At 69.3% G+C, this 11,525-nt stretch carries 10 protein-coding genes; 4 read left to right on the forward strand and 6 right to left on the reverse strand.

The window, feature by feature from the left end; all coding sequences use genetic code 11:
* Positions 1-2: 2 nt before the first annotated feature.
* Both ABIA36_RS00205 and ilvD read right to left on the reverse strand, forming a co-directional pair.
* A complete protein-coding gene (locus ABIA36_RS00205; RefSeq protein WP_369960077.1) occupies positions 3-1,808 on the reverse strand; it encodes an acetolactate synthase large subunit in 1,806 nt (601 codons plus the stop codon).
* Between the two features lie 56 nt (positions 1,809-1,864).
* A complete protein-coding gene (gene ilvD, locus ABIA36_RS00210) occupies positions 1,865-3,559 on the reverse strand; it encodes a dihydroxy-acid dehydratase (RefSeq protein WP_369960078.1) in 1,695 nt (564 codons plus the stop codon).
* Positions 3,560-3,673: 114 nt separating this feature from the next.
* Between ilvD and ABIA36_RS00215 the strand changes: the two genes are divergently transcribed.
* The 3 genes from ABIA36_RS00215 to ABIA36_RS00225 all read left to right on the forward strand — a co-directional run bounded on the left by ABIA36_RS00215 (position 3,674) and on the right by ABIA36_RS00225 (position 6,439).
* Positions 3,674-3,994: a hypothetical protein gene (locus ABIA36_RS00215; RefSeq protein ID WP_369960080.1), complete on the forward strand. Its 321-nt coding sequence runs from the start codon at positions 3,674-3,676 to the stop codon at positions 3,992-3,994.
* Positions 3,995-4,055: 61 nt separating this feature from the next.
* Positions 4,056-5,885, forward strand: a complete 1,830-nt coding sequence (locus tag ABIA36_RS00220) for an alpha/beta hydrolase (RefSeq protein ID WP_369960082.1) — start codon at positions 4,056-4,058, stop codon at positions 5,883-5,885.
* Positions 5,882-6,439, forward strand: a complete 558-nt coding sequence (locus ABIA36_RS00225) for a hypothetical protein (RefSeq protein ID WP_369960084.1) — start codon at positions 5,882-5,884, stop codon at positions 6,437-6,439. Before ABIA36_RS00220 ends, ABIA36_RS00225 begins: the two co-directional genes overlap by 4 nt.
* Before the next feature lie 57 nt (positions 6,440-6,496).
* Here the strand turns inward: ABIA36_RS00225 and otsB are convergent, their stop codons facing one another.
* Positions 6,497-7,327 carry a trehalose-phosphatase gene (otsB, locus tag ABIA36_RS00230; RefSeq protein WP_369960085.1) on the reverse strand — a complete coding sequence of 277 codons (831 nt, stop codon included), beginning with the start codon at positions 7,325-7,327 and terminating at the stop codon, positions 6,497-6,499.
* Between the two features lie 26 nt (positions 7,328-7,353).
* Positions 7,354-8,832 carry an alpha,alpha-trehalose-phosphate synthase (UDP-forming) gene (gene otsA / locus ABIA36_RS00235; RefSeq protein WP_369960088.1) on the reverse strand — a complete coding sequence of 493 codons (1,479 nt, stop codon included), beginning with the start codon at positions 8,830-8,832 and terminating at the stop codon, positions 7,354-7,356.
* A gap of 173 nt (positions 8,833-9,005) precedes the next feature.
* On the opposite strand from otsA, the gene ABIA36_RS00240 reads away from it, so the two are divergent.
* Positions 9,006-9,938 (forward strand): sugar phosphate isomerase/epimerase family protein, encoded by a 933-nt coding sequence (locus ABIA36_RS00240; RefSeq protein WP_369960090.1) that lies wholly within the window; start codon positions 9,006-9,008, stop codon positions 9,936-9,938.
* On the opposite strand, the gene ABIA36_RS00245 is transcribed toward ABIA36_RS00240, so the two are convergent.
* Complete coding sequence (locus ABIA36_RS00245; RefSeq protein WP_369960092.1) at positions 9,850-10,722, reverse strand: SGNH/GDSL hydrolase family protein; 873 nt, start codon at positions 10,720-10,722, stop codon at positions 9,850-9,852. The genes ABIA36_RS00240 and ABIA36_RS00245 overlap by 89 nt on opposite strands.
* 63 nt (positions 10,723-10,785) lie before the next feature.
* A complete protein-coding gene (locus ABIA36_RS00250) occupies positions 10,786-11,448 on the reverse strand; it encodes a TetR/AcrR family transcriptional regulator (RefSeq protein WP_369960094.1) in 663 nt (220 codons plus the stop codon).
* Between the last annotated feature and the right edge of the window lie 77 nt (positions 11,449-11,525).

The following is an 11,525-nucleotide window of genomic DNA, read 5'->3' on the forward strand; positions in this document are numbered from 1 at the left end:
GGTCACTCCTCTCCGAACGACGGGCTGTGGTCGCGTGCGTACTGCACGTAGCTGTTGCTGACGCCCTGCGGGACCATCGGCCACACCATGGCGTCGGCGCTGACGACGAAGTCGATGACGACCGGCCGGTCGTTCGTCTCCAGGGCCAGCTTGATGGCGGCGTCCACCTCCTCCTCCTTCGTGACGCGGATGCCGAGGGCGCCGTACGCCTCGGCCAGCTTCACGAAGTCGGGCACGCGCACGGTGTCGTGGCCCGTGTTGAGGTCGGTGTTGGAGTAGCGGCCGTCGTAGAACAGCGTCTGCCACTGCCGCACCATCCCGAGCGACGAGTTGTTGATGATCGCCACCTTGATCGGGATGTTGTTGATCGTGCAGGTGGCCAGCTCCTGGTTGGTCATCTGGAAGCAGCCGTCGCCGTCGATCGCCCACACGACGCGGTCGGGCTGGGCGACCTTGGCGCCCATCGCGGCCGGCACCGAGTAGCCCATCGTGCCGGCTCCGCCGGAGTTCAGCCACGAGTTGGGGCGCTCGTACTTGATGAACTGCGCGGCCCACATCTGGTGCTGGCCGACGCCGGCGGTGTAAATGCCTTCCGGCCCGGTCAGCTCGCCGATCCGCTGGATGACGTGCTGCGGCGCGAGCAGACCGTCGCTGGTGGGCGTGTAGCCCAGCGGGAACTCCTCGCGGAGGCCGTTGAGGTACGTCCACCACTCGACGAGGTCGGGTGCGCCGGCGCGGGTGGCGTCCTGGTAGGCCGCGGTCAGATCGACGATGACGTCCTTGGCATCGCCGACGATGGGGACGTCGGCGACTCGGATCTTGGAGATCTCGGCGGGGTCGACGTCGACGTGCACGATCTTCGCGTCGGGCGCGAACAGTGAGGTGTTGCCGGTGACCCGGTCGTCGAAGCGCGCCCCGAGCGACACGATCAGGTCGGACTCCTGCAGCGCGAGCACCGCCGGCACGGTGCCGTGCATGCCCGGCATGCCGAGGTGCTGCTTGTGCGTATCGGGGAAGGCGCCCCGCGCCATCAGCGTGGTCACCACGGGGATGCCCGTCGCCTCGGCGAGCTCCAGGAGCTCCTGCGAGGCGCGCGAGCGGATGACGCCGCCGCCGACGTACAGCACCGGCTTCTTCGACTCGACCATGAGCTGCGCCGCGGCGAGGATCTGCTTGCCGTGCGCCTTGGTGATCGGACGGTAGCCGGGCAGGTCGATCTTGGGCGGCCAGACGAACGGCACCGCGTTCTGCTGGGCGTCCTTGGTGATGTCCACCAGCACAGGGCCCGGTCGTCCCGTCCCGGCGATGTGGTACGCCGCGGCGATCGTGGCCGGGATGTCCTCGGCCTTCTTGACCAGGAACGAGTGCTTGGTGATCGGCATCGTGATGCCGACGATGTCGGCCTCCTGGAACGCGTCCGTGCCCATCAGGGTGGAGAAGACCTGGCCGGTGATGAACACGACGGGGACGGAGTCCATGTGCGCGTCCATGATCGCGGTGACCAGGTTGGTGGCACCGGGACCGGAGGTCGCCATCGCGACGCCGACCTTGTTGGACGCCGAGGCGTAGCCTTCGGCCGCGTGGCCGCCGCCCTGCTCGTGGCGGACCAGGATGTGGCGGATCACGGTCGAGTCCATGATCGCGTCGTAGATGGGGAGGATCGCACCGCCCGGCAGCCCGAAGACGTCGGTGACGCCGAGGAGCTCGAGGGTGCGGACGACCGACTGGGAGCCGGTCAGGATTTCGGGCGACGCCTTACCGGGCGCCGCGGACGGCAACACTGAACTGGGGGTTGCATCCGGCGTCATGCCTTATCGATCCCTTACGTGCGAAACGGTTGATGTATCTGTGCGGGGGCGAAGGGCTACCCCGTGACCGCGCCCTCCGCAGCGGAGTGCACGAGCTTGGAGTACTTCGCGAGAACGCCACGGGTATAGCGCGGAGGAAGAGGCGCCCAGCCGTCACGGCGGGCGGTCAGCTCTGACTCGTCGACAAGTAGGTCGAGGGAGCGAGCCGCGATATCGACCCGTATCAGATCACCATCGCGCACGAAGGCGATGGGACCTGCGTCCACCGCTTCGGGTGCTATGTGGCCGATGCACAGGCCGGTTGTGCCGCCTGAGAATCGTCCGTCCGTCAATAGTAGTACATCCTTGCCGAGCCCCGCGCCCTTGATGGCGGCGGTGATCGCCAGCATCTCGCGCATGCCCGGGCCGCCCTTCGGGCCCTCGTAGCGGATGATGACCACGTCGCCCGCGTTGATGCGCCCCTCGGTGAGCGCGTCCATCGCCGCACGCTCGCGCTCGAAGACCCGCGCGGGGCCCTCGAACACGTCGGCATCGAAGCCGGCCGTCTTGACGACCGCGCCCTCCGGAGCGAGCGAGCCCTTGAGGATGGTCAGACCACCGGTCGGGTGGATCGGGTTGTCGAGCGAGCGCATGACCTTGCCGTCCGGCGCGGGCGGGTTGATCTCCGCCAGGTTCTCCGCGACGGTCTTGCCGGTCACGGTGAGGCAGTCGCCGTGCAGCAGGCCCGCGTCGAGCAGCGCCTTCATCACGACGGGGACGCCGCCGTGCCGGTCGACGTCGTTCATGACGTACTTGCCGAACGGCTTGAGGTCGCCGATGTGCGGCACCTTGTCGCCGATCCGGTTGAAGTCGTCGATCGTGAGCTCGACCTCCGCCTCGTTCGCGATCGCCAGCAGGTGCAGGACGACGTTGGTCGAGCCGCCGAACGCCATCGCGACGGCGATCGCGTTCTCGAACGCCTTCTTGGTCAGGATGTCGCGCGCGGTGATCCCCAGCTTGAGCAGGTTGACCACGGCCTCGCCGGAGCGGTGGGCGAAGTAGTCGCGGCGGCGGTCGGCCGAGGGCGGCGCGGCCGAGCCGGGGAGGCTCATGCCGAGCGCCTCGGCGACGCTCGCCATGGTGTTGGCGGTGTACATGCCGCCGCAGGCGCCCTCGCCCGGGGCGATGGCGCACTCGATGCGCTTGAGGTCCTCTTCGCTCATCTTGCCGGCCTTGCACGCGCCGACCGCCTCGAACGAGTCGATGATCGTGACGTCCTTCTCGGTGCCGTCGCTGAGCTTGACCCAGCCCGGAGCGATGGAGCCCGCGTAGAGGAACACCGCGGAGAGGTCGAGCCGCGCTGCGGCCATGAGCATGCCGGGGAGCGACTTGTCGCAGCCGGCCAGCAGCACGGTGCCGTCGAGGCGCTCGGCCATCATGACGGTCTCCACCGAGTCGGCGATGACCTCGCGCGAGACCAGCGAGAAGTGCATCCCTTCGTGGCCCATCGAGATGCCGTCGGAGACCGAGATGGTGCCGAACTGGAGCGGGTAGCCGCCGCCGGAGTGCACGCCCTCCTTCGCGCCCTGCGCGAGGCGGTCGAGCGACAGGTTGCAGGGCGTGATCTCGTTCCACGAGCTGGCGATGCCGATCTGCGGCTTCTCCCAGTCCGCATCGCCCATGCCGACGGCCCGCAGCATCCCGCGGCTGGTGGTGGCTTCGATTCCGTCCGTGACAACGCGCGAACGCGGCTTCCAATCGATCTCTGGCATGTGACAACTCTAGGACCGTTTGGATACCGGGTCGGCCATGTGTCGGGGGCTGTGGACAACCCGTTTCCCTCAGATGCTGGCACTGACATTGCCATATCGCATTGGTGTTCCTATATGGTGTTCCTCATCGTGAGCAAGGGAGGCGACGTGGGAGGAACGGTCGGTGCCGACACCGAGTGCCTGCGGGCGAGCGCGCAGACATTGGCCGAGGCGATCCAGGGGCGCCACTGGCCGGACGTCGACCCCGACGGGGTCGGCTCACCGCGTTCGATGGCCGCACTGGAGCGTTTCGAGGGCTACTGGCATCCCGGGCGTATGGCGTTGACGGGCAGTGTCGAAGCCCTCCAGCACGTCCTCCGCTCCACCGCGGACGCGTACGACAGGCGCGACCACGACGATGCGAAGACGTTCGGCGGTACGGCTCGTGCGTTCTAGCTCGTGGGACTGGTCACCTGTCGGGTTCGACTCCGACCCGACCCCCGGCTCGGTGGAGACGGTGGACACACTGGCCGCCGAGCTGAGAAGGACGGCGGAATGGCTGTGGCTGCGCTCGAACGTGCTGGAGAGCGTGCACGCGACGATCGCGGCACCCTACTGGTCCGGCGTCGCGGCCGAGGTCTTCGCAGAACGGCTCCGCGGCGTCGTCGACGGCGCCCGAGCCTCCTCTGCCCGCCACGGGGAAGGCTCGGATGCCGCACGTCGGTGGTCGACCTCGATGGCCGAGGCTCAGAGCGCGGCCGACCGGGCGTTGCGGGACGCTGAGATCGCGCAGGCCGACCTCGTGCTGGCGGAGGCCTCGCTCGGGCTGCTGACCGGCGTCGGGTTCGCAGGCACCGGCAGCCGGGACCCGGCGGCGGAGACCGAACTGCTCCACGCCCGGTTCCGCCTCGAGGATGCGCAGCAGCGTCTGGACGACGCCCGGAGGAAGGCGCTGATCGCCAAGGACGACTACGACACCGCCGAGGAACAGTTCGTCCGTCAGCTCGACGCCACCTTGCACGGCGCTCTCCCCCATGCCTCCCTCCCGGAACTCGGAAACTTCATCACGCTCTTCGGGACGATCACCGGGGTCGAATCCGCTTCGGTCCGCGGATCGGGGTTGCTGGACCTCCTCACCGCGCTCACCCCCGAGCAGGCCGGAAGGCTGCTCGCCGAGGACCCCCGCCTGGCGCAACGATTCTGGGACGATCCCCCTCCGCCGGAACGGGTGGCCTCGTGGTGGAAGGGACTCTCCGCAGAGGTCAGGGAAGCGTGGTGCCAGTCCGCGCCGACGATCATCGGCAACCTTCCGGGGCTCGACGCGGAGACGCGCATCCACGCGAACTCGATCCAGCTCCGCCGCGATCTCTACGACCCGGACATCGACCCGGACTCACCGCAAGGGATCGTGCTGCGGGACATCCTCAAGGCGCTCAGGGTCGACGGCATCTCTGGTCCCTGGCTCGACTATGAGAAACTCGCGAAAAGGCTCCACCCACCACGCGGGCTCCTGTCCTACAACCTCCGTCACCGTCCGCCACTGGCAGCGGTCGCTCTGGGCGAGCCGAGCGCGGAGAAGTCAGGAAAAGTCACCTGGGCTGTCCCGGGCATGAACAGCGGACTCGGGGTGCCCGACCGCCTCGCCGGCTGGACCGGCGCCGCGCTCAACGTCTACAAAGCCCAAGACAAGTTGGAACCCGGTGTCCCCCACATGGTCGTGGCATGGATCGGCTACGACTCACCAGCCGACCTGACGGTTCTGGAGGGTGATCGGGCACGCGCGGGCGGCAGCCGCCTCTCCCATGAACTGGACGGTCAGTGGGCCGCGGATACCATCCTCGGTGGAAACCGGGCCCCGCACACCGCGGTCGTCGGGCACTCGTACGGAACTACCGTGGTCGCCAACGCCGTCAGCGGACTGAATCACAACGTGCAGTCGGTGGTGCTGCTGGCCTCGGCCGGAGTCGAACAGAACATCGGCACGGTGGATCGTCTGCACGTCGACGGCGGCGGGCAGCACGTCTACGCCAGCCAGTCCTCAGACGACACCGTCGCCGACAAAGGCCGCTGGGCGTCTGGGCGCAAGGATCCGCGAGACGACGGATTCGGTGCCCGGACCTACTCCTCCGAAGGCGACCTCGCTCACAACCTCGAACCCACCGATGGACACGACCCCATCGGTTACGGAACGGAAAACGGGCCGTGGTTCAACCCCCACGCGACCAGAGGACACGGCTACCTCGATATGAACACCGAAGCTCTTCATAACACCGCCGCAGCCAGCGTCGGACTCGACGGGGAGATCAACGGCGGCGCCACCAGCCCCGGAACCGGGAAGAAGAAATGAAACACCGCGCCCTCGACCGTGCATTCGTCACGCTATTGACGATCCTGACCCTGACCGGCTGCAGCTACACAGGAGGAATCATGACCAATCCCAACGACGATGTCCTCTCGCCGCCGAACGGACTCTCTACGAAAAGCCACGCCGAACTTCTCGATGAGACCATCAAGCACACCGACGACCTCGTCCAACTCCTCGGCGGCGAATGGCTCGACCTGGGGGTACCGCCGAACCCGTTCGATCCCAGCGACCTCAACCCGTGGCGTCACCCCGACCCCTGCGACATGAACGGAGTCGCGGAGCAATACTCGATCGACCTCCGGCAACGCGCGCCAGAGGGCACCGAGATCGACCCGTTCGCAGCGGTGGCCAAGGTCCGCGCCCACTGGAAAAGCCTCGGCTACGCCATCCGCCAGATCGGACCCCCCGAACAGAGCACCACCTACGGCCACTCGATCATCGTGGACCAACCGCGCAAGGGTGCGATCGCCTTCTTCGCAAGCACCCAGGTGCTGAGCATCTCCGTCCAGAGTGAGTGCTTCGCGATCGAAAGGTGAGACTCGTCCGAACGCGCATCTCCTGGCCGCCACAGCAAGCTGGCGGCAACCCCCGCGTCAGCCCTCGATCGACGCGCCCCTCGCCCCCCGCGCATCCGCCAGCAACCCCAGCAGCGTCGCCACCGCCCGCTCGTCCGCGACGCGGAACTGCGCCGCCGTCTCGCCGTCGCCGACCTTGATCCCCAGGTCGCCGTCCTCCGGGCGCAGGACCGCGAAGCCGTCCTCGTCGGTGACGTCGTCGCCGGCGAAGAGCACAGCGGTCGCCTTCGTGTACTCGCGGAGGCGCTCGATGCCGTCGCCCTTGTTGGCGCCGCGGACCGAGAACTCGATGATGTCCTTGCCGTCGCGGATGGTGAGGGAGTCGCTGACCGACGCGGCGGCCTCGTAGGCGCGGGCCACCACGGCCGCGCCCTCGTCGCCCTCCAGCAGGCGGTAGTGGACGCCGAAGCCGACCGGCTTCACCTCCAGGCGGGTGCCGGGCACGCTGTCGACGAGCGCGCCGAGCGTCTCGCCCAGCTTCTCCAGGGTCGAGCGCTCCTCCTCGCTCAGGTCGAGGGAGACGCCGTCGCGGCCGAAACGGACCTCGACGCCGTGGGAGCCGAGCAGCAGGGCGTCCTCGTCGGCCTCGGTGACGATCTCCAGGCTGGAGAGCGGGCGGCCGGAGACGTACGCGACCCAGGTGTCCGGGAGGGCCTCCAGCCGATCCAGCGCGGCCTCGGCCGCGGGGAGCATGCGCGCGGCCTTGGGGGTGTCCACGAACGGCGCGAGGGTGCCGTCGAAGTCGAGCGCGAGCAGGAGCCGGTCGGCGCCGGCCAGGCGCGCGACGGCGGTCGCCAGGGCGATGGCCGCGGGCTGGGGGTCGGGGGCGAGGGAGGGCGTGTCGGTCATACGTCTCTCAGTCGTTGCGGCTGGGGTCAGCGCCGGTTGACCGGCGGGTCCTGCAGGGGGTGGTCGCCGTGGGCGCTGCGGGTGAGCGCCTCCAGGAAGTTGGCCGACCAGCGGGCGACATCGTTGGTGAGCACTTTCTTGCGGAGTGCGCGCATGCGGCGGACGCGGTCGCGCTTCGGCATCGCGACGGCCTGAAGGATGGCGTCCTTCATCCCCTCGATGTCGTGCGGGTTGATCAGCAGGGCCTGGCGCAGCTCGTCGGAGGCGCCGGCGAACTCGCTGAGCACCAGAACGCCGTCCTCGTCCACGCGGGTCGCCACGTACTCCTTGGCCACCAGGTTCATGCCGTCGCGCAGTGCGGTCACCAGCATGACGTCGGCCGCCAGGTACAGCGCGACCATCTCCTCCTTCGGGTACCCGTGGTGGAGGTAGGCCACGGCCGTGTGGCCGAGCGTCGCGTAGTCGCCGTTGATGCGGCCGACCGTGAGCTCGACCTCGTCGCGGAGCTGGCGGTAGGTCTCGACGCGCTCGCGGCTCGGGCTCGCGACCTGCACGAGCGTGACGTCCTCCACGCTCAGGCGGTCGTCGCGCAGCAGCTCGCCGAACGCCTTCAGCCGGTGGCCGATGCCCTTGGTGTAGTCGAGGCGGTCGACGCCGAGCATGATCGTCTCGGGGTTGCCGAGCTCCTCGCGGATCTCCTTGGCGCGCTCCCGGATGGCGGGGCGGCGGGCGAGCTCCTGGTACGCCTCGGCGTCGATCGAGATCGGGAAGGCCCGCGCCAGCACCGTGCGCACCAGGCCGCCGTGCCGGTTCGTGGTCACGTGGCGGTGCGAACCGGACTCGGGGTCGTCGGTGTCGATCGGCACCTCGATGATCGGGCCGCGGGTCTCGTAGCCCTTCAGCCGGCGGACGGCGCGCGAGAAGTTCCCCGCGTCGGCCACCCGCTGGAAGCCGATCACGTCCGCACCGAGGAGGCCGTCGATGATCTGCCGGCGCCACGGGAGCTGCGAGTAGATGCCGTAGGGCGGGAACGGGATGTGGTTGAAGAAGCCGATGACGAGGTCCGGGCGCACCTCCCGCAGCATCGCGGGGACGAGCTGGAGCTGATAGTCGTGCACCCAGACGACCGCCCCGGGCGCGGCGACGCCTGCGGCGGCGTCGGCGAACCGGCGGTTGACGCGCACGTAGCTGTCCCACCACTCCCGGTGGTAGCTCGGCTGGGCGATGACGTCGTGGTAGAGCGGCCAGAGCGTGTCGTTGGAGAAGCCCTCGTAGTACTCCTGCAGCTCCTGCTCGCTGAGCGCGACGGGCCGGATGGTGATGCCGTCGGCCTCGAAGGGCTCGATCTCCTCGTCCGCGACGCCGGCCCAGCCGACCCAGACGCCGTCCTCCGCGCGCATGACCGGCTGCAGCGCGGTGACCAGCCCGCCCGGCGACGGCCGCCAGCTCGCCTGCCCCGCCTCGTCGACCACCCGGTCGACGGGCAGTCGGTTGGAGACGATCACCAGGTCGTACGTATCGGTTGCTGCGGCTTCGGACGTCTGGCTGATAGTGGGTCAACTCCCCCAGTTGATGCGGTGGTCTCCTGCCACAGTACCAGCGCCCGCACAGGCCGGTACCGGCACGCGTTCCCCGTCAGGACACTGCTCGTTCAGGCGCCGTGATTAGAGTGACGGACGTGATGCGCATCGGCATGGGCACGACCTGCGTCTACCCGCTCGGGGTCGAGACGGCCTTCCGCACGGCCGCCGAACTGGGCTACGACGGCGTGGAGGTCATGGTCACGCGCGACGACCGGACGCAGTCCGCCGAGCCGCTCCGGAGGCTCGCCGAACGCTACGGCACGCGCATCCTGAGCGTGCACGCGCCGGTCCTGCTGCTGACCCACTTCGTCTGGGGGCGCGACCCCGGTGTGAAGCTGGAGCGCTCGGCCGAGCTCGCCGCGGAACTGGGCGCCGACACGGTCGTCGTCCATCCGCCGTTCCGCTGGCAGTCCGGGTACGCGGAGGACTTCCTCGGCCTGGTGCGATCGACCGCCGAGCGCACGGGTGTGACCATCGCGGTCGAGAACATGTTCCCGTGGAAGGTCGCCGGCCGGTCGATGGCCGGGTACGTCCCGCACTGGAACCCGGTCGGCATGGATTGCGACGCGGTCACCCTCGACTTCTCGCACGCCGCCCTGAGCGGGGTGGACGGCCTCGACCTCGCGAACGAGCTCGGCGGGCGGCTGCGGCACGTGCACCTCTGCGACGGCTCCGGCCCGCTGGACGACTCGCGCGTCTTCGACGAGCACCTCATCCCCGGGCGCGGCAGCCAGCCTGTCGCCGCGGTTCTCCGCTCGCTCGCGGCCTCCGGCTGGGACGGCTCGATCGTCGCGGAGGTGAACACGCGGAAGGCACGCGACGCTGTCGAGCGCACCGCGATGCTCCGCGAGACGCTGGACTTCGCGCGCGCCGCCATCGACGGCACGCACATCGGCGCGCACGACGGCCTCGCCGGCGGGGCGGCGCAGGACGATCCGGCTACTTCGCTCGACCCAGCACCCGCACCAGCGCGTTCGCGTACTGCACGTAGCCCGTTGCGGTCGGGTGGAAGGCGTCGGTCCCGCTGAGGTTCAGCCACGGCTTCTTCGAGCCGACGCCGTGACCGGCGAAGTCGACGCCGACGTAGGTCATCGGCACCCCCTGCGCCCGCTGGCTGTCCACGACGTCGGAGATGGTCTGGTTGAGGCCGAGCGTCGCCGCGTTGATCGCGGTGTCGGTGCCGAAGGTCGGCGACTTCGGGTCGTGGTTGTCGAACACGACCGCGTAGCCGGTGACGACGATGCGGGCGTTCGGGGCGGCGAGGTGGATGGCCGCGTAGACCGCCGCCAGCCGCTCCGGGAGGACGTTCAGCAGCGACAGCGCCGAGGAGACGCCGTTGCGGCAGGCGAACGCCTTGCCCGCCGAGCACTCCGCGGCGATGGCGGCGACGCCGAGGTCGTTGCCTCCGATGCTGACGGTCACCAGGTTCGTGCGGTCGTCCAGGGCGATGAGCTGGTGCTTGAGGAGGTCGGAGGTCGTCGCTCCCGCGCACGCAGCATCGACGACGAGGTCGACCCCGGAGTCGCGGGTGAACACGCTCGGGTAGCTGAACGGGCTGGAGCGGCACTTGCCGGTCTCGTCTCCCCCGCCCATGCCGGCGGCGAACGAGTCGCCCAGCGCGACGTACCGGGTCTGCGGCGTGAGCGCCTGCTTCGGGAACGGGTCGTGGGTCGACATCGGGGCCGGGGTGGAACCGGGGGCGTCCCCGGGAGTCGCCGCCGGGTTCGCCGGCGCGGCGCAAGCGGCCACGACCAGCAGCACGGCCGCGCACAGCGCGGTCGCGAGGGCCGGACGGAGCAGTCGACGTCGCATCGAGCACACGTTACCCGGTGCGCCTCGGCGTTCGATCAGACCCGGGAGGTCGGACCGGTCGGGTCAGACCCGTTCCGTGAGGGCCAGCAGGATGGCGGGGACCGACTCGGAGAGCCGTTCGGCGAACTTCCGCTCGTCACCGGAGAGCAGCGCCCTTGCCTCCCCGTTGGCGCACAGCTCCGCGATGACGCGGACCGCCTCCTCCGGGTCGATGGTGAACCGACGGCGGGCGCTCGCGAGCGCCGCGACCACCGTCTCGGTGAGCTCCCGGAAGAAGCCGTCCTGGTAGCGCAGGAAGTCGGCGGAGATGGCCGGGTCGCGGAGGGCGAGCAGCAGGAACTCGGACTGCACCAGCCACCAGCGCCGGTCGTCGGACTGCAGCTCCAGGATGCGGGTGATCGTCCGGAGGACATCCGCGTCGTCCAGCGCGACGCCCCCGTCGCCGACGAGCGGCCGCAGGAACTGCTCCACGCCGGCGTCGAGCTGCTCCAGGCGGATGCTCTTCTCGCGCTCCATCAGGGCGAAGAACAGCTCTTCCTTGCTGGAGAAGTTGGAGTAGAACGCGCCGCGGGTGAAGCCCGCCGCTTCGGCGATCGTCTCTACGCTCGCGGCCTTGACGCCCTGCTCGGCGAAGACGTCGAACGCGGCGTCGAGGAGGCGGGTGCGGGTGCGCTGCCGGCGAGCGGACTCGACAGGCGCGTCGTCTCTGAGGGCCGTGCTATTCAAGCTGAAACCTTCCTGTGCCGAGTTTCCGATACACGAGTGTATCCGATACAGTCGGGCATCGGATACAACCATGTATC

The sequence above is a fragment of the Leifsonia sp. EB34 genome, assembly GCF_041260585.1.
Lineage (GTDB): Bacteria > Actinomycetota > Actinomycetes > Actinomycetales > Microbacteriaceae > Leifsonia.

What these genes read in the sequence shown, in the direction of transcription:
- ABIA36_RS00205 (WP_369960077.1), bottom strand. Translation starts at nt 1,808, where the DNA reads ATGACGCCGGATGCAACCCCCAGTTCAGTGTTGCCGTCCGCGGCGCCC.
- ABIA36_RS00215 (WP_369960080.1), top strand. Translation starts at nt 3,674, where the DNA reads ATGGTGTTCCTCATCGTGAGCAAGGGAGGCGACGTGGGAGGAACGGTC.
- ABIA36_RS00225 (WP_369960084.1), top strand. Translation starts at nt 5,882, where the DNA reads ATGAAACACCGCGCCCTCGACCGTGCATTCGTCACGCTATTGACGATC.
- ilvD (WP_369960078.1), bottom strand. Translation starts at nt 3,559, where the DNA reads ATGCCAGAGATCGATTGGAAGCCGCGTTCGCGCGTTGTCACGGACGGA.
- otsB (WP_369960085.1), bottom strand. Translation starts at nt 7,327, where the DNA reads ATGACCGACACGCCCTCCCTCGCCCCCGACCCCCAGCCCGCGGCCATC.
- ABIA36_RS00245 (WP_369960092.1), bottom strand. Translation starts at nt 10,722, where the DNA reads ATGCGACGTCGACTGCTCCGTCCGGCCCTCGCGACCGCGCTGTGCGCG.